This window comes from Desulfitobacterium sp. (genome assembly GCF_982384815.1).
In genome coordinates this window covers 1-23,623 of the sequence record NZ_CEVWNY010000043.1, presented here as the reverse complement: position 1 = coordinate 23,623, position 23,623 = coordinate 1, and the positions used below count along the sequence as shown (strand labels likewise).

The 23,623-nt window shown below is 46.8% G+C and carries 22 protein-coding genes and 1 pseudogene; 6 read left to right on the top strand and 17 right to left on the bottom strand.

The features are described 5' to 3' along the window. The first annotated feature begins 156 nt into the window (after positions 1-156). Together AC1U9U_RS08520 and AC1U9U_RS08515 are read left to right on the top strand one after the other, a co-directional pair. Positions 157-1,074: a PRC-barrel domain-containing protein gene (locus AC1U9U_RS08520; protein ID WP_479960130.1), complete on the top strand. Its 918-nt coding sequence runs from the start codon at positions 157-159 to the stop codon at positions 1,072-1,074. Positions 1,075-1,163: 89 nt separating this feature from the next. Further along, positions 1,164-1,253: pseudogene (locus tag AC1U9U_RS08515) on the top strand (DUF2922 domain-containing protein); the annotation flags it as partial. A 125-nt stretch (positions 1,254-1,378) separates the two neighbouring features. On the opposite strand, the gene AC1U9U_RS08510 reads toward AC1U9U_RS08515, so the two are convergent. From AC1U9U_RS08510 to AC1U9U_RS08485, 6 genes are all read right to left on the bottom strand, one after another. Next, positions 1,379-2,065, bottom strand: a complete 687-nt coding sequence (locus tag AC1U9U_RS08510; RefSeq protein WP_479960129.1) for a response regulator — start codon at positions 2,063-2,065, stop codon at positions 1,379-1,381. A gap of 52 nt (positions 2,066-2,117) precedes the next feature. Further along, the gene (locus tag AC1U9U_RS08505) at positions 2,118-4,472 is read right to left on the bottom strand and encodes an ATP-binding protein (protein ID WP_479960128.1); all 2,355 of its coding nucleotides are present in this window, start codon (positions 4,470-4,472) and stop codon (positions 2,118-2,120) included. Further along, positions 4,453-5,409 carry a polyprenyl synthetase family protein gene (locus tag AC1U9U_RS08500; protein ID WP_479960127.1) on the bottom strand — a complete coding sequence of 319 codons (957 nt, stop codon included), beginning with the start codon at positions 5,407-5,409 and terminating at the stop codon, positions 4,453-4,455. The genes AC1U9U_RS08505 and AC1U9U_RS08500 overlap by 20 nt, the downstream gene beginning before the upstream one ends. A gap of 6 nt (positions 5,410-5,415) precedes the next feature. Continuing rightward, entirely contained in the window at positions 5,416-5,613 is a 198-nt protein-coding gene (locus tag AC1U9U_RS08495) for a hypothetical protein (RefSeq protein ID WP_479960126.1), read from the bottom strand. 136 nt (positions 5,614-5,749) lie between these two features. Next, positions 5,750-5,911 carry a hypothetical protein gene (locus tag AC1U9U_RS08490; RefSeq protein WP_479960125.1) on the bottom strand — a complete coding sequence of 54 codons (162 nt, stop codon included), beginning with the start codon at positions 5,909-5,911 and terminating at the stop codon, positions 5,750-5,752. A gap of 51 nt (positions 5,912-5,962) precedes the next feature. Beyond that, on the bottom strand, positions 5,963-6,280 hold the full coding sequence (locus AC1U9U_RS08485; RefSeq protein WP_479960124.1) for a hypothetical protein: 318 nt from the start codon (positions 6,278-6,280) through the stop codon (positions 5,963-5,965). 126 nt (positions 6,281-6,406) lie between these two features. Between AC1U9U_RS08485 and AC1U9U_RS08480 the strand changes: the two genes are divergently transcribed. Then, entirely contained in the window at positions 6,407-7,276 is an 870-nt protein-coding gene (locus AC1U9U_RS08480; protein WP_479960123.1) for an Rpn family recombination-promoting nuclease/putative transposase, read from the top strand. Positions 7,277-7,481: 205 nt separating this feature from the next. Here AC1U9U_RS08480 and AC1U9U_RS08475 read toward each other — a convergent pair whose 3' ends face one another. From AC1U9U_RS08475 to AC1U9U_RS08440, 8 genes are all read right to left on the bottom strand, one after another. After that, positions 7,482-8,423, bottom strand: coding sequence for a ribose-phosphate diphosphokinase (locus AC1U9U_RS08475; RefSeq protein ID WP_479960122.1), 942 nt, complete (start codon positions 8,421-8,423; stop codon positions 7,482-7,484). A gap of 13 nt (positions 8,424-8,436) precedes the next feature. Continuing rightward, entirely contained in the window at positions 8,437-9,798 is a 1,362-nt protein-coding gene (glmU, locus tag AC1U9U_RS08470) for a bifunctional UDP-N-acetylglucosamine diphosphorylase/glucosamine-1-phosphate N-acetyltransferase GlmU (protein WP_479960121.1), read from the bottom strand. A gap of 261 nt (positions 9,799-10,059) precedes the next feature. After that, complete coding sequence (gene spoVG / locus AC1U9U_RS08465) at positions 10,060-10,314, bottom strand: septation regulator SpoVG (protein WP_479960120.1); 255 nt, start codon at positions 10,312-10,314, stop codon at positions 10,060-10,062. Between the two features lie 237 nt (positions 10,315-10,551). Next, the gene (gene purR / locus AC1U9U_RS08460; protein WP_479960119.1) at positions 10,552-11,391 is read right to left on the bottom strand and encodes a pur operon repressor; all 840 of its coding nucleotides are present in this window, start codon (positions 11,389-11,391) and stop codon (positions 10,552-10,554) included. A gap of 86 nt (positions 11,392-11,477) precedes the next feature. After that, positions 11,478-12,179 (bottom strand): GntR family transcriptional regulator, encoded by a 702-nt coding sequence (locus AC1U9U_RS08455; RefSeq protein ID WP_479960118.1) that lies wholly within the window; start codon positions 12,177-12,179, stop codon positions 11,478-11,480. Next, a complete protein-coding gene (gene ispE / locus AC1U9U_RS08450) occupies positions 12,172-13,050 on the bottom strand; it encodes a 4-(cytidine 5'-diphospho)-2-C-methyl-D-erythritol kinase (RefSeq protein WP_479960117.1) in 879 nt (292 codons plus the stop codon). The genes AC1U9U_RS08455 and ispE overlap by 8 nt, the downstream gene beginning before the upstream one ends. A gap of 306 nt (positions 13,051-13,356) precedes the next feature. Further along, positions 13,357-16,005 carry a cyanophycin synthetase gene (cphA, locus tag AC1U9U_RS08445; RefSeq protein ID WP_479960116.1) on the bottom strand — a complete coding sequence of 883 codons (2,649 nt, stop codon included), beginning with the start codon at positions 16,003-16,005 and terminating at the stop codon, positions 13,357-13,359. 109 nt (positions 16,006-16,114) lie between these two features. Then, positions 16,115-16,924 (bottom strand): cyanophycinase, encoded by an 810-nt coding sequence (locus AC1U9U_RS08440; RefSeq protein ID WP_479960115.1) that lies wholly within the window; start codon positions 16,922-16,924, stop codon positions 16,115-16,117. Positions 16,925-17,055: 131 nt separating this feature from the next. On the opposite strand from AC1U9U_RS08440, the gene AC1U9U_RS08435 reads away from it, so the two are divergent. Next, positions 17,056-17,403 carry a L,D-transpeptidase gene (locus AC1U9U_RS08435; RefSeq protein WP_479960114.1) on the top strand — a complete coding sequence of 116 codons (348 nt, stop codon included), beginning with the start codon at positions 17,056-17,058 and terminating at the stop codon, positions 17,401-17,403. A gap of 38 nt (positions 17,404-17,441) precedes the next feature. On the opposite strand, the gene yabG is transcribed toward AC1U9U_RS08435, so the two are convergent. Further along, the gene (gene yabG / locus AC1U9U_RS08430) at positions 17,442-18,275 is read right to left on the bottom strand and encodes a sporulation peptidase YabG (protein ID WP_479960113.1); all 834 of its coding nucleotides are present in this window, start codon (positions 18,273-18,275) and stop codon (positions 17,442-17,444) included. 103 nt (positions 18,276-18,378) lie between these two features. On the opposite strand from yabG, the gene AC1U9U_RS08425 reads away from it, so the two are divergent. Then, positions 18,379-19,239: a glycosyltransferase gene (locus tag AC1U9U_RS08425; RefSeq protein WP_479960112.1), complete on the top strand. Its 861-nt coding sequence runs from the start codon at positions 18,379-18,381 to the stop codon at positions 19,237-19,239. 237 nt (positions 19,240-19,476) lie between these two features. Then, entirely contained in the window at positions 19,477-20,190 is a 714-nt protein-coding gene (locus AC1U9U_RS08420) for a heparan-alpha-glucosaminide N-acetyltransferase (RefSeq protein ID WP_479960111.1), read from the top strand. A 12-nt stretch (positions 20,191-20,202) separates the two neighbouring features. Here AC1U9U_RS08420 and AC1U9U_RS08415 read toward each other — a convergent pair whose 3' ends face one another. Further along, complete coding sequence (locus tag AC1U9U_RS08415) at positions 20,203-21,990, bottom strand: methyl-accepting chemotaxis protein (protein ID WP_479960110.1); 1,788 nt, start codon at positions 21,988-21,990, stop codon at positions 20,203-20,205. Between the two features lie 365 nt (positions 21,991-22,355). After that, positions 22,356-23,623 (bottom strand): methyl-accepting chemotaxis protein (locus tag AC1U9U_RS08410; protein WP_479960109.1); only part of this gene is annotated, 1,268 nt, incomplete at its 5' end.

Sequence of the window (23,623 nt, the reverse complement as noted above, 5' to 3'; positions counted from 1 at the left end):
TTATGGCGGGTTTCCGCAAATTGTCCGCCTGGATTGCCCAGACCTGCGATAAGCTTCATGAAACTCCACTCCTCTAGCATATTGGAAACATCCCGAGAATACATTGATGATAGCAGATTTATGTGTTCTTGCACAAGAAATAAGGGGGTATTACGATTGAAACCAAGTAAAGAATTTTTGTCCTTGCCGATCGTCTCCCTAAGCGAAGGACAGCATATCGGATATGTGAAAAACCTGGTCGTTGACTCCCAATCTAAAGCAGTTGCCGCCTTGGTCATTGATCCCAAGGGCTTCTTCAAAGACCAGCGCATCATTCCTTATGCCAAAGTCGTCAGCGTTGGGGAGGATGCCATTACCATTGACAAAGGATCCTATGTGGAAAAGTCCGCCAGTCTACCCGAAATCCTAACCCTTATCAAAGAAAAGCTGACCATCATCGGTACCCGGGTCATTACCCAAAGCGGCAAAACCCTTGGGGTAGTAGAAGAGTATTTCGTGGATCCGGAAACGGGCAAAATTACGCAGATGGAGATTTCCGGCGGCAAGATTGAGGGATTTTTCAGCGGCAAGGCCATCCTCGCTGCTGAACATGTGGTCACCATCGGCCAGGATGTCATCGTGGCTCAAAAAGGCAGCGAAACCAGTCTTATGATAGCCGATAAAGGAATCAATGATACCTTCAAATCCGTCCTCCGCTCCACTTCCTACCTAGCCTCCGGAACAGGCCAGGCTTTTGGTAAAATCTTCAGCAAAAAAGACAAGGACAAAGCCAAGTCCTCTGCCAAAGGTAAAGCCAAAGGCAAAGGAAAGGACATGGCTGACAACAATGCTCCTCTGATCCCCGTCATTGAAGGTGAAAGCATGGACCCCATACAGGAGCCCCCGGCTGCAAAGGATGAGGATATCATCTCCCCGGCAGATAATCGGCAGGCCGACGCAGCCAACTTGATGGAGCCCGTACCGGAATCCTCTCCATGTTCCTCAGAAACTACTCCTGCTGAGCAGCCCCCCGAAGCCGGCCCCCAGCTCAGCCAAGTGGCTGAATCCCCCCCTCCGAAAGAACCCCTGGGATAACGGGCCGGGAGCATCAAGAAGGTAATTCTAGATATAAAACAACAAAAAGAAACTAAACCCTCATCAGGCGGCCAAGGTACCAAAAACTATTAATCGCTGCCGGTGCTCTTATAGGTATTCGTGATATCAAAGTGATTGATACCACGACAACGGACCTGTATGATCCACAGCAGGGTTAGACTGCAAAGCTGCCGGCGGATTTGCCGGCAGCTTTATTTGCTTGGAATTATCCTCATAGTTATTATAAAAATCCCAGCTTAGTATTCTTTCCGCTAATGTTCAATCCGCTGCGGATTCTTTAAGATTACTCATCAACATAAGCCCAAGATAAGACCGCTTCCAGACGTGTGTTGATCCCAAATTTGAGAAGGATAATCTTCACCTGAAGATGAGCCGCCCGGAGGGTTATCCCTAAAGCTGCGGCAATCTCTCTGTTATGGAGACCCTTTGTTAAAAGGCCCATAATTTCTTTTTCTCTGGGCGTTAAGAACCTTTTAAGGACTTCGGCAGGCTTCACAGGGAAATACAAATCATGGAAATCTATTTCAATTTTAGGAAACATCGACGGACTGGGCGAATAATATACGCCCCCTTTAGACACGCTTAAGACAGCCCGTGCCATTTCCTCGACGGCGCAGGTTTTCAACAACAGCCCTTCGGCTCCTTTCCGGCTTGCCGCCAGAACATAACCCTCCTGGCTTTGTTCCACCGTCAGAATAACCTTTAGATCGGGGTAGGCCGCTTTTATTTTATCCATTAAGTCCAGTCCGCAGATATCTTGAAGATAAAAATCCAATAAAACAACATCCGGCACGGAATGACAGAGAAAATTCAGACACGAGCTTTCATCCCCGGCGATTCCAATGGTCACTATGCGCGGTTCAAAAGACAACAACGCCTTGGTCCCTTCCGCAAAAGGCCGGTGGCTGTCCACGATAAGCACATGTATCTGCTCTTCTGTTTCTTTTGATTTTTCCCAATGAACGGACATCCTGTCTCACGCGCCTTCATCCATATTTGGGGTCCCGATGAGGGTTTTCACATTATGAAACCGGGATAAACGCTTTAAGCGTTGTTCCGCGGTTTATTCCCGAAATGATCTGAAGTTCTCCGTCCAGACTTTCAATGCGCTCCTTCATTTCCACTAGGCCGAAGTGGGTCCCTGTCAATAACCAGTTTTCTATCTGTCCGGTGTCAAAGCCCCGGCCGGAATCACTTACCGTCAATTCAAGCCGGGTTTCGTTCAAGGCTATGCGAACCGTTTGCTTATTGGAGCCGGAGTGCCGCACTGAGTTCATGATGCCTTCCTGTAAAAAACGATAGGCGGTGACTTCCACATCCTCTTTAAACCGGCTTTGACAGCCCAGTCCGCTGATTTTCAGGGAAATCAGGGACAATTCTTCGGTCATGATTTCCTGACAGAGCCATTGGACGGTAGGAACCAATCCTAGATGACTTAGCATCGGGGGGCCCCATTTATTGACAATGCAATTGAGTTCATAATTCAGGTCCTCCACCCGTTCCTGCAGGTAAGAAATCACCTTCAGCGTCTTGTCGTCGGTGGGGCATTCCGTTTTCAGGTATTTCAGCCACCGGCTCAGATCCATACTCCACTGCAAGGGACCGGCGCAGATTTCATCGGTGAGGAGTTTCCTTTCTTGCTCAACCTTGCGGAACAACGCATTGGTGATTTCCTGCAGCTCCATTTTTCTTCGGTGTGAACGCCCGGAGCTTTTGGTCAGGAAATGTATTTCTTTAGTCAGTTTGCCGATCACCAGCGACATGATAATCTCATGCTCCAATTGACCGGCCAGCAGGGTAAGAAAGGATAATTCCGATTGCTCGAACTTGATGCGGGAAGAACGCCGGCCAAAGAAAATTCCACAGGTAGCATCATGGGAGATAAATGGGACATAGATCCCGGCCGGGCAGTCGTCGGGCAGCATTTTAGCTTCCAGATCAAGCCTTTGATTCTGATAGAAGAAATCCTCCAGCTCCCCCAATTCCTTGGGATTCTCCTTAAAACGCCCCGCGGCTTTTTTCAGGCAGCCGATCTGCGGATTCTCCACAATTATAAAGATCCCATCAATGCCCAAGTTTTTAACCAACTCTTCCAAGATCCGATCCTCGGTAAAAAGAGAAGCCAGATCTTCATTCAGGGAGGCTATCTTTTGCTTGAAAGCTTGTTTGTCTTGGAAGAAGCCGCTTCTTTCCCAGAGCTTGTTGATTCCAATCCGGGTGAAATGAAAACAAACGATAAGCAGCAGAGTGAAAAGCAGCAAAGCCGTATAGTGTTCAAGACGGAGAGCGGGTAGAATTTGCAGGAAGAAAAGAGCTAGGAAAACAATAAGGCTCAGGATAGCTGCCGCACCGATATAAGAAAGAGTAGTCGCATAAAGCCGGCGACTGTCCGGTAAATACTTATGAACAATAACATAATATAAGGAAAGCGGAATAGCAGCGACAAATAAGGAACTCACCTGAGTATAAAGCAATTGCTCAGCATTAAAAATAATTGGCAGAGCGGTCAATAATGCAAACGGTAAAAATCCGACCCCCATCCCCAGCAGGATAATACTGGCTTCATTTTTCCCACGTTGATTTTGGGGCAGCTTTATAAGTAAACCTAGATTCCAGAGGGTAAAAAGAATACCAATGACCATATTGGATAATGACAACTTTTTAATCAAGCTTATAAGCTGAACAAAACCCAAGGATTGAAGAACAGTTAAAACTAAAATAAGAACAAATAGGATAGTTGCGATTTTACGACTAAATTTATTTAATTTGTTTTGATTATAAACAGGAAAAACTGAGATAAAAATAATAAGAAAAACAGGTGCTAACGAGAACGTGATATGTTCCATTTCTTTAGACAATAATAAACAACGGCTGGAAGCATGGGCTAAAACGATTGCCAAAGCAAACACCCAATTCATCCAAAATAGGGTGCGCGCCTGCTCCAAAAAAGGACGCTTGTACCAGGTCATAAATCCCAAAAGCCAAAAAATAAACCCCAGGATAAGCAGGGGAATTTCCCTGAGTACTGTCAGCAGGACAGGTTGTGAGGTTATTACCACGGTTTGATCCGTTAACCCATCCGGACTCCGAAATTTAATTGTTGAAGCTCCTTCCGCCGCTTCCCATTTTTGAGCAAAGCGATACTTACCGGCATCATCTCCGTTGATTTTCAGGATTTCATCCCCCACCCGGATGCCGGACCGATACCCTTCACCATTAGGATCACTGATTGCCACCAGCCATCGTCCATTGCTGTTCTTGAGGTCAAGACCAATAAAGGGTTGGGTCAAGCAAGCTGCAAAATAGCCCAACCCCAACACAATAAAGACAATACTGGCGATATAGTAAATTTGCCGTTTAAATATTTTCTCTAACAAGTTCTTTCATGTTCTCCTTATGTTCTTCGGGAACAGGAATATCCTCCAGAATCTCCCTCGCTTTTTGGCAATAGATTTCAAACATCACGGTGCAGAAGGGCGCAACACCTTCTTTAGCAGCCAGTTGTCTGACATATTCCCTTTCTTTATCTCCGAACCCCTGCACACCTTCGACACACCCCAGCGCCAGTTCCTTAAACTGATCGGCGGCTTCCCCTTTAAGGGTATTTAACAGATAGACGTGAGGTAGGGTTTTTTTATTGTTCACAAAATCATTCTTTCTGGAGAAATCCAAAAAATCATTGAAATCGTTTCTGATCTGATTGAGGATTCCCAGGTTGAGCCCAAACTGTTCCAAGGCATGAACTACGAGTTCCTCTGCTCCGCCTAAGATAGCCCCGATTCTACAGGTACAAGCGGCCAGACTCCCGGCTTTTTGTCCTGCCATCTCAAAATACTGCTCAAAGGATACCTGCTGCCGGCCATCAAATAAAAACTCCCGGAATTGTCCATTGCTGGCACATACTCCTGTGCGATGCAAGGTCGTGCTCACTTCCCTGAACATCCTGTTGTCCGGAATGGCGGAAATGGCCTCATCACTGAGCATAAGCAGACAGATAGCCAAATTGATGGCCTGAGCGTCCGGAAGCTGACACCAGGGCATATTCTCATTATCCTGATCCTGCACGTCATCGAAAATATCTAGGGCCAGGGCAAAAAACTCCATCCCAATGGCCCCCGGCAGCACAGCTTCCAACTCCCCGCCCACACATTCACAGCTCATCAGCGTTAAATGGGCCCAGCGGAACAATTCCCCAGTGGGGCTGTCGGCGTTGAGGGAGATCCGGATCAGCCGCTCCATTTCCGCATCCAGCCGGGCCTTGGCTAACACACGATCAATTTCTCTGAAGAAGATCTGATCAAGCTGAAGCTTCATTAACTTTTATGACCACAGGCCCAGGGGAAGCACACCGATGGCCGCACCATTCCCGGATACTTCATGCCTGGAAAAGACATTTTTAACAATCGAAAACACCTCGGGCTTTATTTGGCTTTCGCCTGTTTTTTCCTTTTGGGTCTCCAAACACGTGGGATTTTTGACACATTCATGGACCAAATTCGCAATAGCTGCATAATTCATCTTAATACCCCTTTCTAAATTAAAAAGTAACCTGTAGTTTCCCATAGTGCCGCTGAATTACAAAATATCCTTCAGCTTGATCCTATCTACACTGTATTTCTATATTTTACTTATTTTTCCTCTATCGAAATTTAGTTTATTCTGTCGTAATTTGCTTTAATTTTATATCAGCGTCTTTTTTTAAGGATAAAGAAAAGAGAACGATTTTTCTCGTTCTCTTTCTTCCGTTTTTTAGCTTTGGCGCTATTTTTTTGGCTATGCCCAGGCTGTTATGAAAACAGGCTTTTAAACGTATCAAGAGGCATGCCTCCGGGAATACGGACTCTTTTCAAGGTTAAAGGATTATCCCCTAAATGGACTTTTCCGGGTTTGGTTGTAAAACCACGCCTTTTATCTGAACTTCACCAACCGTCGGAACCGTAATCTCCGCAGGCTTATGTTTTATCATAAATGCATCTGCTACAGGAGCGCCATTGACCAAGACCTGAACATAATCTCCATCTTCAGCGGCATAATCCCAAACCCATATTTTTGTATCGAAATCATCGTCCTTATCCGGGGGAAGGGCCGTTGGAGCCGGGGGTATGTTAAGCCCGCTCATGGCGAAGGTTTGCCTATCTTCGTTTTGGTCCGTGCTCGATACGCGGACATAGCCGTAAGTCTTCAATTGATCAGCTCCTCCCCTGGTAAAAGACGAGCGTGCGCCCGCCTTTATCCTCCATTATAAATGGATAGTGCTTTATCATGATTGCAACAGCCAAAGATATGCTATAATAGTATTGGAGGGATGCACATGGTCGAGGGATTAAACCGGATCAACGATTACCTGTTTAAATATATCTTCGGTCGCCAAGAGAGCAAGGACATTCTGCTCAGTTTCCTGAACTCTGTCCTGTCTCCCACCGGAAAAGATGAACTGACCGATATCACCTTAGCCGATCGGGAACTGGACCCCGAACATCTCAAGGATAAGATGTCCCGGTTGGATATTCTGGGGGTTGCCAACAATGGCAGCATCATCAACCTCGAAGTACAAATTGCCAACGAAAAGAATATCGATAAGAGAACGTTGTACTACTGGGCCAAGATCTATCAAAGCCAGCTTCAAAGCGGCATGTTCTATAAGGATCTGGCCCGCACCGTCACGATCAATATATTGAACTTCAGCTTCCTTCCCGATGCGCAGCGTTACCACAGTATGTTTTCTTTGTACGAGGCCCATTCCGGGCTGAGACTGAATCGGGACTTGGAAATCCATTTCCTTGAGCTGGAGAAGTGGAAAGCCTTGAGTACAAAACCAAAGACACGCCTGGATAAATGGTTGATGTATCTTTCAAATACAAATCCTTTAGAATTGGAGGAGATCGCCATGAGTGAACCGGCCATCGGTAAAGCCCTGACAGCTGAAGAAATCTTTTTGAAGAATGATAAGGAACGGTATCTCTACGAGATGCGGGAAAAGGCGATGAGGGATCATCTGTCGGCCATGGATCATGCTAAAGCCGAGGGAATCAAACAAGGGATGGAACGTGGTAAAGCTGAGCGTGAGACCGAAATCGTCCTATCCATGCTAAAAAAAGGTATGTCCCCAGAGACTATTGCCGATGTCACAAATTTGCCTATTGATCAGATTGAAGAACTGAAAAATCGCCAACTTAACTAAAAAGACAAAAATAAGACTCCCCTACGCAGCTTCAACTGCCTAGGAGAGTCTTTCTTTACCGGCTCAATAGCACTTTACTTTCTTACCGGACCGGCTCCCTTTTCCGTGGAACACAGCACCCGAGCATATAAACAACGGTTGATATTTGGACTTTCCGGAAAAAATGTTCAAAGCATTAAAGCCCCTACGACCCAGGGAACAGTGACTAGCTAAACAGTTTGCTTACGGAAAGATCCTCATGGATACGCACGATGGCTGCTCCTAGCAAGGGAGCAACAGAGAGCGTCTTTATCTTGGGGATCATTTTTTCCGGATCCACCGGAATGGTATTAGTAATAACAACTTCCTTAATCACGGATTTTTCCAGACGCTCGAAGGCGGGACCGGATAATACCGGATGAGTACAGCAGGCATATACCTCAACAGCCCCCCGATCCACTAAGACCTGGGCTCCTTGGGTGATGGTCCCGGCAGTATCGATAATATCATCGATCATAATAACTTTTTTACCCTGAATATCACCGATAACATTCATTATCTCCGAAACATTAGGCTCCGGACGGCGTTTATCGATAATGGCCAAAGGTGCCCCGATTCGTTCCGCCAGATTCCTCGCCCTTTGCACCCCTCCATGATCGGGAGAGACAACGACTACATCCTCTAAGCCCTTGCTTTTAAAATACTCAGCCAGGATCGGCACCCCGGGAAGGTGGTCCACCGGAATATCGAAGAAACCTTGAATAGCCGGGGCATGAAGATCCATGGTAACTACCCGGTCAGCCCCTGCCGTAGTAATCAGGTTGGCCATCAGCTTGGCGGTAATGGGGTCCCTTGCCTTGGATTTCCGTTCTTGACGAGCATAGCCATAATAAGGGATAACTGGTGTGATGCGGCGAGCTGAGGCTCTCTTTAAGGCATCAATCATGATCAAGAGTTCCATGATATTATCATTGGTCGGATTACAAGTAGGCTGAACCACAAAGACATCCGCCCCCCGGACGCTTTCATCGATGGCAATGGTAATCTCCCCGTCCATAAAGCGTTTTACTTTAGCCTCTCCCAGTGGAACTCCTAAGTAATCAACAATTTCTTCTGCCAATGCCCGGTTGGCATTCCCGCAAAAGATTTTTAACTCCTTGACAGACATCCCAAATATCCCCCTATTTTTTCTTATTTCGAACCCAATTTTCGATATGTCTTTGGGTACTGCGCTCTACCGCAAGAGTGTTGGCCGGTACATCATTGACTATGGTTGATCCTGCCCCTGTCGTAGCACCTTCACCAATGTCAACAGGTGCCACAAGATTAGTATTGCTCCCAATAAAAGCCTTATCCCTAATTATTGTTTTATATTTATTAACTCCATCATAATTGCAAGTAATAGTTCCTGCCCCTATATTCACAGATTTCCCTACTTGGGAATCTCCGATATAGCTAAGGTGAGGAATCTTCGAACCGGCACCGATCCGGCTGTTTTTAATCTCCACAAAATCCCCGACTTTTACTTTTTCCCCTAAGACCGTTCCAGGACGGAGATAAGCGTAAGGTCCGATGGTGCAATGATCGCCGATGATTGCTTGCTTGCCCACCGTATGCGCTACTTCTGCTCCCACCCCCACAGTACAATCAGTCAGGGTGGTATGAGGACCAATGACGGCATCCTCTTCTACCACTGTCTTTCCCTTAAGAATAGTAAATGGTTGAAGAATGACATCCCGGTTGAGGACAACCCCTGCTTCCACAAAAGTCGAATGAGGGTCGATGATTGTTACCCCCTCTTCCAGCCAATGATTCAGAACCCGCCGGCGCACTACCTCTTCGGCAATGGCCAGTTGGGCCCGGCTATTGATACCTAAGGCTTCGTTAACATCTTCTGTGCAATAGGTCTTAATCACATCCCCGCGGGCTTGGAAAACAGTAAAAACATCGGTTAAGTAATATTCCCCTTGAGCATTCTTCGGATTTATGCTTTTTAACCCTTCCCTTAGTTTTGCAACATTAAAGCAATAGGTTCCCGTGTTGATTTCCCTAATCAGGCGTTCCTCGGGAGTAGCATCTTTTTCCTCTACCACCCGCAAAAATTCTTTTCCTTCTTTTACAATCCGCCCTAAACCAAAAGGATTCTCAAAGCAAGCGGTTAAGATGGTTGCTGCCCCTTGGCTTTCGGTATGAATCTTCATCAAATTTTCGAGAGTCTCCGGACGGATTAAGGGTTGGTCCCCACTTAAAACAATGATATGGTCAACCTCATGACAATGAGGAATTGCTTGCATTATCGCATGGCCCGTCCCCAGCTGTTCCTCTTGCACAACGATTTCTACTTCGCTGTCCAAATTTGCCTCAATCTGTTCCCGGCCATGACCGAGAATAACCAAAGACCTCTGGATTTGAATAGAACGGACACAATCTAAGACATGTTGAAGCATTGGTTTCCCAGCAAGCTCATGCATGACCTTCGGTAACTTGGATTTCATTCTTGTTCCTTTACCGGCGGCCATGACCACTGCAGCCCAATGTGGCATACTTCTTCGCCTCCACCAATAGTTTAACCTGAGTTAATCGAACTACCCAAAATTATTTAATTCGGCAAAAAACAGCAAATTCCTCTTTATTCTACAATTCCTTTTTATAGATAAAGCGTTCACATCTAATCAGGTATAAATATGTATATGCTCAAATAATACTTGTCATACTGAGTGCGAATCTTTGGTCCCCTTGAACCCCCGCATGAGTAAAAGAGACCCTAATATAATATAGGGTCTCTTCTTCCCAGATGCTTGTCCTTACATTGCATCTTGATAAGCTTTTAATACCGCATTTTGAATTACTTCCCGGGCTGCTGAAGAGATAGGGTGTGCAATATCACGAAATTCTCCTTCCGGAGTCTTCCGGCTTGGCATAGCAACGAAAAGTCCGTTTGTTCCTTCCACGACTTTCACATCGTGAACGACAAACGAATTATCGAACGTCACAGAAACCACTGCCTTCATTTTGCCCTCAACGTTCACCTTCCGGACCCGTACATCAGTAATGTTCATTATGAATCACCACCCTTCTCATCCCGGTGACCTGCAATATTCTTACACAACATATTCTCTATATGGTAAAAAACTCCTGCTTATCTCTAAAAAAATTCTTATTTTTTAGCATAATAGAGTAAATTTCGTGAAAAGGCACCGTGAGAATAAGATCCTTCTTTATTCCTCCCTTAGGATGACGCTGTATTATCGTATTGAGCAAAGGAAAGTTGTCTTGTCCTATTTGACTTCAAAAAATTATTCATGCTTATCTCGCAGGAACTGAATATCCTGAGGAACAACTTGAACAACGCCCTTAAAAGGATCAAGTTCCCTCAATTGAAGCAAGGATAAGTAATGATCCACCAGCTTAGGCTCCTCTTCCCGGGGAGTCTCCATCAAGACTCCCAGTCCGACTACGTCTGCATCGAACTCCTTCAATAAGTTCATCATTCCCAAGGCAGTGCCACCGGCTTTCATGAAGTCGTCAATAAGCAAAACTTTCCGGCCCGGTTCCAAAGCCCTCCGGCCTAAAGACATGGACTGAATACGCTTAGATGAGCCGGAAACGTAATTGATGCTCACCACCGTTCCTTCCGTTACCTTATTACCGTGACGAATAATTACCATGGGCACTCCTAAGGCTTCGGCTGTGACCAAAGCTAAGGGAATGCCTTTAGTCTCTATAGTTACCACCACATCGGGTTTTTTCTCCCGAAAGGCTCCGGCAAAAATCAATCCTAAAGGGCGCAGAACCGCCGGATCATAAAGAAGGTCGGTCATATAGAGAAAGCCACCGGCCAGCACCCGGTCTTGGGTGCTTAGGCGCTGGGCTAGATTTAAGAGAAATTCATTGGCTTCTTGGGCCGAAATCTCCGGTATATAGCGAACCCCACCGGCAGCACCGGAAACCGTTTCCAAACGTCCCAGGCCGGTGAAGCACATACTTTCTTTAACTGCCAGCAAATCCTCGCTAAGGGTTGACTTGGCAGCGCCAAATTTCTCCGCAAGAACTGTCAAAGGAATCAACATATTGGGTTTGGACATAAGGACTTGCATCACCGCAACCATGCGTTCTGCGCGTTTCATCTTTTCCACTGCCTACACCTTCTACTCTTTCACAGTACTTTATCACTGAACTAACCTTCAGCGGGGGTTGAATCCCCCTCTGAAGGAAGTCTCGTTCAATTGCTGTTCCCTTTGCTTTCCCCTTCCTCCTTGGAAAGACGCAGGGCTTCAAACATAACATTCTCTGCCGTCACAATATGAGCTGCAGCAAGAGATGTAGCTTCCTCCACATCATGGTTGGCTAAAGCTTCAACAATGCTGCGATGTTCATCGATAGCATTTTTAAGACGACCGGGAACAGAGAGTGAGGTAGCACGAAAACGTTGGATTTGCTCCCGTAAATTAGCCAGAATTTGAATCAGACGTTCATTGCGGCTGGCCTTGTAAACTAAGGCATGAAAATCCGTGTCGGCACTTACCATCTGGTCCAAGCTCATTTCTTGACCCTCATAATAGAGAAGGAATCTTTCCATCTCTTCGATCTCCTCATCAGTGGCCCGCTCTGCTGCAAGTCCCGCAGCTAATCCTTCCAGGGCCGAACGAATTTCAAAAACATCCGCCACATCTTTATGGGACACTCCCGCTACATAAGCCCCTTTACGAGGAATCATTACGACAAAGTTCTCCAACTCCAGCTTGCGAATTGCCTCCCGAACCGGTGTCCGGCTTACTCCCATCTCCTCTGCCAATTGAATTTCCATTAAGCGCTCACCAGGTTCCAGCACCCCGTTGATGATAGCCTCCCGCAAAGACTCGAAAACAATTTCTCTTAAGGGTTTGTAACTATCCAGTTTAACCGGTACCAATTTTCTACCCATGGTAATTTCCCCTTTCCATTGTTTGCGTCACCCAAACTCTATAGTTTCTATTTTCTTGCCAACTCTTGGCGATTCTTTCCGCCTGCAAAGACGAGTCAATAATCCCGAAAACAGCGGAGCCGCTGCCGGACATCAATGCACCAAGGCATCCTTCCTCTTTAAGTAAAGCATTCTTAATCAGTACTAGTTCCGGCAGCAGCCTCATCGAGGCCTGCTCCAGATCATTATGAAGAAGGGGGAGCAAGGATTCGGTTTTTCCTGACGCCAAAGCTTTTCGCCACTTTTCATAATCTAATTGTGAGTAATGTCCTCCTTGATCAAAGGCTCTATAGGCTTGAGCCGTATTGACACCTTGCTCCGGCTTAACGATAAGCAAATCCATTTTGGGCGCAAGCGGTAAGTCCTTCAGCCGTTCACCCACTCCGGCAGCCCATTGGGTTCCGCCCTTCAAGCAAAAGGCTACATCCGCACCCAGCCCTGAGGCAAGTGCCAAAAGCTGCTCTTGAGAATAAGGATTGGCAAAGAAGTAATTCAATCCCTGCAAGGTAGCTGCAGCGTCGGAACTTCCTCCCCCTAATCCCGCCTGCACAGGAATTTTCTTTTCTATTTCAATTCTAATACCGATAGGACCACGATTATTCAGCCCTGCCAAAAAGACCTCGGCAGCCTTATAAGCGAGATTATTAGGACCGCTGTACTCCCCGCACCGGCATTCTATGCCGCCTTCAGTCAATGTCAGCTGAATCCGGTCATACAGGCCAATGGATTGCATGATACTTTCTAATTCATGATAACCATCATGGCGGCGGCCGGTTATGGCCAGGGCAAGATTGATCTTGGCATAAGCGAACATTTCCAGGCTCCGGCTCATCTCATCTCCCGATCCTTTCCGAACGTTCGAATTGTATTTTAACTTATTATACCCCATATCTACCTTATTCTTCTAGTCCATAAAGGCTCTCCCTAGGAAAAAGATTCTTCACTGCCTTCAGAATGACACGATCTTCAGTCCTTGTCATACTGAGCTCCTGCGAAGTATCTTGACCCGGCAGTGTTGCCTTAACGTTTTTATCATCTAATGATACCGTCAACGGCATGGAAGTTAAAAATCGCTAAGAATAGCAAATAGCTATCGGGCAGGTATGCGAAGCATACCATCAACCCGATAGCTTAACCATCAAATGGCACCTAGATTAGCAACCCCAAGAAATTCCTCCTTGGCTTCGTTAGCTTCTAAGCGGAGGGTAATCTCTTCTTCAATTGGTTCTAAATTTTCGTAAAACATAACGAAGATTTCCCCGGAATTGCAGGTATCCAGACCATGGCAGAAGGCCTCCCGCTCGGGAAGAACAACAGATATCCTCCGCGGGTCCATCCCCGAGGCTATGGCTTCTTCCATGAGAATCCCGGCTACTTCACCACGCCTACGCCCTCGTAAATCTTCATCCTCCCGAATAATCAAACGGTGGAAGCCCCGTGCCGCCACCCGGGCTACCTCACGAATTGTTTCGTCAGGCCTGTCCCCAGGGACGGTAATACACCCCACTACGGCCGGGGCCTTGAATTTGCGTAAGGTCTCGGCAATAGCCTTGATCCCCGCCGCATTATGACCATAATCGATGAAGACCTGGACACCTCCGATCAGATAAGAATTCAAGCGGCCCCGGTTGCATTCCGAATCGGAAGTAAATTCAGAAAGTGAGGCACGAATTCCCTCGGCTTTAAGCCCCAAGGACCAGCCTACGGCTATAGCCGCTAACGCATTTTGCAGATTATGCAGGGCCCTACCGCTCCAGGTTACCGGTAGATCCTTTACCCCACAAATCCTCTGAGAGTGTTCTCCCTGGCAAAGCAGAATGTTCCCCCTGCGCACAAAAACTGCGATCCCCCCCACGGCCAAATGCTTACGTATGGTTAGATTATCTCTTTCGGTACTAAAGAAAATAACCTTGCCCTTGGTCTTACGGGCAAAAGAAGCCACTAAGGGGTCGTCGGCATTTAGGATCACATAGCTATGGGGACGAACCACCTCGGCAATGAGGCTTTTGACATGGGCAATATCTTCAAGGTTTTCCACACCGTATTGACCCAGATGGTCATTTGCCACATTGGTAACTACAGCCACATCGGCATAATCATAGCCTAAACCCGAGCGCAAAATTCCTCCCCGGGCGGTTTCCAGCACCGCCACTTGCACATCGGGATGCCTTAGTACGACCTGAGCGCTTTCCGGACCGGTGGTATCGCCACTCAAGAGCAGCTTCCCCCCCACATAGATACCATCTGTGGTGGTCATCCCCACCATTAATTCCCGATCCATTAACATTTTCCCAATCATCCGGGTGGTGGTAGTTTTACCATTAGTCCCCGTAATCGAGATGATCGGAATTCGACCATTGCCGGTAGGCATTGCATGATTGACGATGATTTTCCCCACATCCAAAGGTTCCCCTTGAGTAGGGCACTGATGCATCCTTAAGCCCGGCGCAGCATTTATCTCAATGATTGCCCCACTTTGCTTTAAGTAAGGCTCTTCGATATTTTCCAGAACCAAATCCACCCCGGCGATATCCAAGCCGATAATTCTTGCGGCATATTCTGCTAAAGCAGAATTATCAGGATGGACACGATCAGTGACATCCACAGAGATACCCCCGGTACTCAAATTGGCACTATCCCGTAGATAAACAATCTCCCCTGCCGCCGGTACAGCGTCCATGGCAAGGTTCTTCTGGGTCAGTGTCATTAGCACCACAGGATCGATTTTGATCTTCGTTAAAGCCTTTTCATGATCTTCCCCACGCTTAGGGTCGGCATTGGCCTGAATAACAAGTTCTTCAACGGTGGATACCCCATTGCCGATCACATGGGCGGGGATCCTCTCTGCCGCGGCCACCATTTTCCCATTCACAACCAGAAGGCGGTAGTTTTTACCTTCAATATACTCCTCGATAAGTACTTGATCCCCATAGGTTTGGGCCACTCGAAAGGCAGCCCGGACTTCGGCCTCGTTCTTAAGTTTCAGCGTAACCCCTTTTCCCTGGTTTCCATTATAGGGTTTGACTACAACAAGTTGAGCAAGCTCCTTGAATCCTGCAACCGCCTCATCTTCTGTTTCGGCAATGAACCCATGGGGGACGGGGATTCCTCCCTCATGTAACAACTTTTTGGTCAATCCTTTGTCACCGGCAATATCCACACTAATGCAACTTGTCTGATCGCTCATGGCTGCTTGTACCCGCCTTTGGTTACGACCATAACCCAACTGCAAGAGACTGCCGTCATTCAAACGTATCACCGGAATGCCTCTTTCCTGGACAGCTGCCATAATCGCTTTGGTTGATGCACCCGGTTCATACTTAAGGATTACCTCGCTAATTCTCTCAAGGCGGCCTGTGACATCGGGTTTTTTCCCCGCCAAAAGCTCCTCAACAAGCCCATATCCCTGCCTGAATCCTTCCAGGCCGCCTTCAAGGGAATCATAATTGAAGATGATCTCATATTGACCAGGATGCTCCGGCAGACAGAGGGTTTTTCCATAAGGAATATTCTGTCCGGCCAGGGTCAGTAACTCGATGGTCACATGCTCAATAATATGTCCGACTAAGGTTCCCTCTTGTAACCGTTCTACGAATCCTCCCGGTTTGCCACGGGAGCAAAAATGTTCCTTAAGCGTGGGCAAACTTTCGACCAAACGGGTATTGAAGTCTCCAAAGGTGTCACTCGTTCTTTCTGTCCATTCCTGGAGGTCCACGACGGCCCGGATCACAGGTCGATAGCTATAAACATTCGCTCCCGGGATCGCCTGGATTTTTATTATCTCCATTATAACGTTTGTCCTCCTTCAACCCTAGGGAAAAGTACACCTTTAGTATTTTTACCTTTTTCGTACACAATATTCTCCATTTCACAACTTTTCCCCTTAATCCATCCCTTTAGACAGGAGCAATGCTTGAGTTGCGCCGCTTTAGATCAAAGCCGTAGCCATCAGATAAGACATGCATAAGAACGGGAGTAAGAACCAGGGCCTGACCCGGGGAAATTTCCGAGACATTACTGGCAATGGAGGTTGAGGCATCCACCACAGTAACAGTCTGACTGCCCACCACGGTAAAATGACCATCGGCATAGACAAGGATTGAAGTGTCCTCATCAATCCCCACCCCTAAGACATAGGGATTCTGGGCAATAGCCGTCAGCAATCTGCCGATTCGCCCCCTTTGGGCAAAATGCTGGTCCACTACCACAGAATGAAGCAGTCCCAACCCCGGGGCCATGGTTAAGGTATCCTTTTTCGGGGTCCCCGCCTCCCCGCCGACAATCATAGTGTCGGACATAGCCGATGCCCCGGCACTGGTTCCCGCAATTATTACACCTCTCTCATAGAGCCGATGGAGGGTTTTCCCCAAGCGTGTTCCCCCCAGTATCCCCGTGATGCGCAGCTGGTCCCCCCCTGTAAAAAACACCCCGGTGGCTTTTTCCAGTTCTTTAGCCACGGCTTCTTTATTAGCGGAGGCCCGCTCGGCAATATCCAAAACTTGAACATCGCCCGCTCCTAACTCTTCAAAGAGCTCCCTATATTCTGAACCCACCTGTTCCGGCATCTCTGTCGCTGCTGTCAAAACAACCAGATGGCTTTCCTTCCCACCTGCTTCCTGAATAAAGCGTTTGAGTATTTTACATTCACCCTGCTTATCTTCTGCCCCACCGATAATTAAAAGTCTACCTTCGACATAATGAGTCATGGAATTCCTCCCTCTTTGGCTTAATCAACACCTCCTTTATTCTCCGCTAAAAACAACAAAGATTATTCAAAATTAACCTTTATTCACTCCATTCATAAACTATTTAGGGAAAGAGGGAAGGAGGTAACTTAATGAATCCGATACCCCAGAGCAAAATTATTATCCGCAGATGCTCTCGGCAATTGGAGCTTTACAACGGAAACCAGGTCTTGGCCTGCTATCCCATTGCCGTCGGGAAAACTGCAACTCCCACTCCTTTAGGGAATTACAGCATCGCCACTAAAATCATGCACCCCGGTGGGGCCTTTGGTACCCGTTGGCTCGGACTATCCCTCCCCGACTATGGAATTCATGGGACAAATAACCCCTCCAGCATCGGCACTCAAGCCTCCTTAGGCTGTATTCGCATGCATAACCACCATGTAGAGACCCTATATAATCAGGTCGGAGTGGGAACGCCGGTTATCATTACCGATTAAAACTAAGCGCCTGCGTTGTACACACAGGCGCCCGCCAATTAATAGGGACTTCGCGGATATCCTTTACGGAGCTGACCCCTGGTCTGGACCCCCCCCAGCCCATCGGTTCCCGTGACCGTGTTCTGGATGATTTCCTTTAGGGATACCATACAATCAATCGGAGTATAGGCAATTCTCTCAACGATAAAAACAGGGTCAAAGGCATGAATCAAGGTTCGTTTAGGAGAAGAAGCAAAATTCGCCCCTGCCCCGATGATGGCCTCATAATTGGATTGGCAGGCCCCGGCAAAGATAACTAGGGCATCCCAATTGGGTTGAAAACGGCGGGCCTCAAGGACGGATTGGACAAAGTACTTTGAGCTTCGATAACTGTCCAGGCTTTTAAAATCCTTCTTTCCTTTCAGAAATCCATCATGTCCCGTGAGTACCACGATATCCGTGGGATTCTCCTGAAGGACCTGATAGATCTTTTTCGGTTGCTCCGCCTCCGAAATGCAAATTCCCTTAGCATCCAATCCCAGCTGTTGGTATGTTTTAATGCATTGGCTAAGATATTCCTCATCCCCATCCAGATGGAGAACTCTACCGGGAATCTCATAGAATTCGTCCTGACTTTCTTGGCCAAATTTCCGCTCGTTCACCACGAACTTAAGCTTGTTATAAATATCCTGGTAATCTTCCCGCTGATAATGGGCAACCTCCGCGGGATTTTTCTCAACCAGATCTTGTAGAGGAGCGTCAGCGATTAAACGAAGAGTAATCCCCTTTAAGATCGCAATACGTTCTCCCTTTACCGACATTACCTGTTCTATGCGAAAAAATAAATCCTGTTTATGGGATCGCCTTGCTACAATGTCGCCAACCTTTAACAATTTGCACCCTCCTTCCGACCACTTCCCTATATCCTATGACAGAACCCTAAAAAGGGCATATACATATAAATATTAATAGAAAGCTTCCCTAAGGAGGGATAGCATGTATGATGTAGTTATTCCCGCTCAAAACGAAGAAAAAAGCATTCTTGCAGTTCTGGCGACGGTGTTAAGTTTGCCCATCCGGCGAGTAATCCTTGTCCTCAACGGCTGCACGGATCGAACTCTGGAATTAACCCGCTCCATCCCGGACCAGCGTATTCACACCATCTATTTTGCCGAAGCTTTGGGAATCGATGTCCCCCGGGCCGTAGGTGCCCTTTATGCCCGTACTCTTAACACCTCCGGTGTCCTTTTCGTCGATGGAGATATGTCCGGCAATATCTACTCAGGACTTAGCGATCTTCTCTCCGCCCTGGATGAAGGAACGGATGTGGCCCTCACTAATTGCTACCCTTACATCACCCACCGGGCCAAACTAGCCAATCTGGTTCTCCGCTTCCGAGGTAACTTAAATAAAGAGTTGGGCTATTTTAAACTCCTCGGGAATGCCACCCCCACCCACGGTCCCCATGCCTTATCCGCCAAAGCCCTCAATCTCCTCACCCCCGAAGCTATCGCCATCCCCCCTCTTACCTTAGTGCAGGCTAAAAATTTCGATCTCCATGTTCGTGTCGCAACCTCCATTCCTCACCAGGATCTAAAGTCCCCCCGCAAACACCGGCGCCATGCGCTGCTCATCGCCGAAACCATCATCGGTGACTGCATAATGGGCCTTAAGCTTGCCCACAATGAGGAAGTCACCCGTTCTTTAGGGAAACACAAAATGTTGGGCTACCACCCGGAAAGGCGCTTTGATATTCTGCAGCTTTGGGCGGAATCTTTAAATACCACCCACTTTTATTGTGAAAATCATCTGATTATCCCCCGCCATGGTTATCTTGGGCAAAGTTTAAATCCCTAATCACCGCTTACAATTATCCTCCGCCATTTCCCCTCTTGGAAGATGTCTTTTTTACCTGCTATAATGGATTAGTCTGTCATCATATGACAGGCTTTTTTTATTGGTTCAAGATACTTCACTGCGTTCAGTATGACAAGTGCTGTGTCATCCTCAGCTGGAGCGAAGGATCTTGACCTCAAAACATTATACAAAGACACAATAACAATCTATCCTTTACAGAGAGTGGTGAAAAAATAATTGGCTTCTCAACGGATCCCGGAAATCGACTTCTTCCGAACCATAGCCCTTGCTTTAATGATCACCTATCATTTTATTTATGACTTGGATCAATGGACCAATCTTGATGTAGATGTAAACGCCCCTTTTTGGTTTATAATCGGAAAAACAGCCGCCCTGCTCTTTATTTTCCTCTCCGGGTTCAGTAGCGGCTTTAGCAAAAATCCGGTAAAAAACGGACTACGGGTCTTGTTTTTTGGGATGATCATTACGTTGGTAACCTATGTAATTTTCCCCGAACAGTACGTTCGCTTCGGCATCTTACATTTCCTAGGAGTTATGATGATTCTTTATCCCTTGTTGAGCAAACTTCCAACTTTTATTCTGATTCCGGCTTCTCTCTTCGCCTTTGCCATGGGCTTCTACTTTGCCGATCATCTTATCCCTACATCTTTACTGCTTCCTTTAGGACTTATATATCCCGGCTTTTCCACGATGGATTATTACCCCCTGCTCCCTTATAGCGGTGTAAGTATCTTAGGGATTCTTTCCTTTCGTTATCTCTTTAGCAAAAGAAAAAGTCCTACTGCAAACCCTTCTTTCCTGGTTATTAAAAAGCAAAGAGCGGCGGTCCCCATCTTTACCTGGATCAGCCGCCACTCCTTAGGAATTTATTTAATTCATCAGCCTATTTTGCTCGCCTTGATTTTCCTTTTTCAGATAATAGCCGGTTAAATTCATGATGCCTTAAACCTTGAATTTACTAAGCTCTCTTTCCATTTCTTCTGTCATTCTAGCCAGAACCTGACTGGAAGAAGCAATCTCCTCCACAGATGCTGATTGCTCTTCGGTAGAAGCGGAAACATTCTGGGTTTGCTCGGCAATGGATTTACTGATTTGATCCACTTGCTGGATGGACGTAATGATTCGATCGTTTCCTTGGGAAATCTGTTCTATCTCCAGTGACATGCCGCGGACTTGTTCCGTTACTTCTTGAATCAGTTGAACAATTTCTTCAAAGGCTGCTCCGGCCTGTTCAACCACCATGGTTCCTTTCTCTACTTCCTGGGTACCGCTTTTCATTGCTTCCACGGTCTTACCGGTATCCTTTTGGATTTCACCGATCAATTCAGCAATTTGCTTGGCTGCAGCCTGGGATTGCTCCGCCAGCTTGCGGACTTCTTCGGCAACTACGGCAAATCCTCTTCCCTGGTCCCCGGCTCTGGCTGCTTCTATAGCGGCATTAAGCGCCAAGAGATTGGTTTGGTCGGCAATTCCGGAGATAGCTTCCACGATCTGACCTATTTCTTGCGAACGCACTCCCAATTGTTCCACTAAAGAAGCACTATGATGAACAGCTTTTTGGATATGATCCATCTGCTCTACAGTTGTGTTAATTGAATCCTTCCCTTTGATTGCGGCTTGGGCCGTACTTTCCGCAGATTGGACAACATACTCGGTATTGGTTGAGACATGTTCCATCCCCGCCGCCATTTCTTCTACCACAGCGGCCACTTCGTTTATGGCATTCAATTGATTCTCGGCCCCTTGAGCGACTTCAGTAATAGCCGCGGCAACCTCATTAGCAGCTTGGGCAGATTGTTCGGCACCGGCAGATAATTGTTGGGAAGAGGAGGCTACTTGTTCCGAGGCCGCAGAGACCCGTTTTACCAAATTGGTAAGGTTCTCTGTCATCAAAGCAAAATCTTTAGCCAGTTGTCCTAACTCATCATTTCTTTTTAAACTTTTTATTTTTTCTAATTCAAAATTCTCAATGCTCAAATTTCCTTGAGCAACCTCCTTGGCTCTTTGAGCAACTCTTTGGATAGCCTTACCAATGCTATTACTGATGAAGTAGGCAAAAAAAGCAGCCACCGAAAGACCAATGACCACAACTACAACAAAAATCGTAATTCCATCAATCATCTGCTCTTTATACATACTCTCTTTTTCTGCAACCATTACCTCAATATCGTCTACCCAATTGCCTGTCCCTACCACCCAACCGTAGGGTTCAAAGAGCAAAGTATAGCCCCTTTTCGGCAAAGGCACCGTTTCATTCGGCTTGGCGAATTCATAATTTGAAAAACCCCCACCCTCTTGGGTGCCATTTTTAATAAATCCGTCTCTTACATAGGCAAAACCATTAGGGTCTACAGCGTTAAGCCGGCTTTTTCCTTCCGTATCCCGTCCTAAGAGAACCACATTCACTCCTTCTACAGTGTCAATCCAGAAGTAATTGCCCCCATCAAAACGCAGATCCCGTATGATATCAGCAGCCTTTTGCTTAGCTTCATCCTCAGTCAGATAACCGGCCAGCTGCTCATTGTACACCTTTTCAATTAAACTGATTGCTATCTCGACATTTGTCCTTAGTTCTTCATCATAGCTTTTATACAAGTTGTCTCGGAAATCCTGCACGTTGGTTTCCACTAGGGTCATTTGCTTGTAGATATTATAACCACCCACAACTCCCGCCATTATTAAGGATACCAAAAGAAATGACACTATGAAGCGTGTTTTTATACTTTTCACTTTATACTCCCCCTATGTATTTTTCTATGTAAACAACCTAACGGTTGCCAATCACTTCCGGAACGCCCATTCAAACAGCATTTCGGGGCCGGCATCACCTGCCGCTTTTAAATACCCTAAATAATGCAAGCATACCGGATTATATTTCAAATTAAGTAATTTCTCCTATTATTATTTATTATTTACTACAAAAATGCAACACTGTTTCGCAAATTTACCTGCAATTGCGTCAATTGTCCCGGCGCAAGTTCCCAAACGCACAACCACCCATTAAAAAAGATCCTTCCCTAACCGCTCAGGATGACATCTTTAGCCATCTCCCCGGTCACGAAGGATCTCTTTATTCCGAACAAAGTGAAGAAGCTTTACACCTTAAATCTTCTTAGAATCTTCTCCATTTCCTCCGTCATATTCTCCAGAACCTGACAGGAAGCAGCGATCTCTTCAACAGATGCGGATTGTTCTTCGGTGGAAGCCGAGACACTATGTGTTTGCTCGGTAATCCCCTGACCGATCATATCAACCTCTTTTACTGCCCGGATGATTCGTTCGTTACCTGAGGATATCTGCTCTATTTCATCGGACATTCCCCTTACCTGCCGGGTAACCTCTTCAATAAGTTGGGTAATTGCCTCGAAAGCAGTACCGGCTTCAACTACTACTTTAGCTCCTTTTTCTACCTCCAGGGTTCCCTCTTTCATAGCTTCCACTGCTTTTACCGTATCATGCTGAATCTCGACAATTAGGGTAGTGATTTGTTTAGCAGCAACTTGGGATTGTTCAGCCAGCTTTCTGACTTCTTCAGCCACTACCGCAAATCCCCGCCCCTGCTCTCCCGCCCGGGCCGCCTCAATAGCAGCGTTGAGAGCCAAAAGATTGGTCTGGGCGGCAATTCCCGAAATTGCCTCCACAATCTGCCCGATCTCCTGAGAACGGCCCCCCAGGTGCTCAACTAAGGAAGCACTATGGTTAACCGCCTTTTGAATATGATTCATTTGCTCAATAGTTACTTGAATGGATTCCTGACCCTTGGCAGCGGCTTGGCTGGTTCCTTCCGCCGATTGGACAACGTACCCTGTATTAGTTAGAACCCCCTCCATCCCGGCCGCCATTTCCCTGACCACATCCGAGACCTCACCGATAGCCCTCATTTGGCCTTCCGTCCCCCGGGCAACTCCGGCAATCGCTGCCGCTACTTCAGTTGCAGCTTGGGCAGATTCCTCCGCCCCGGCCGAGAGTTCTTGGGTAGTCAAAGCTACCTGCTCGGAAGCCATGGCAACCTGTTTTACCAGCTCGGCCAAATTATCTGTCATTTGGTTAAAGTTCTGGGCTAAATGACCAAGTTCATCCCTCGTCCCCACCAGAAGCTTATCGATGGTTAGATCACCCTTGGCAACCTCTCTGGTAGCATTAGCAATCCGTTTCACGCGCTGAGAAATTCTTTGACTGATTAAAACGGCTAAGACAATTACCACACCAAGTCCCACCAACATGGCGATGACTACTTTTGTAATATCTTTTAGCATTTGCTGATTGAAGAAGAATGCTTTTTCACTTACTTTTTCCTCAATATCATCAACCCAGTTCCCTGTGCCGAAGATCCAACCGTAGGGTTCAAAGAGCCGGGTATAGC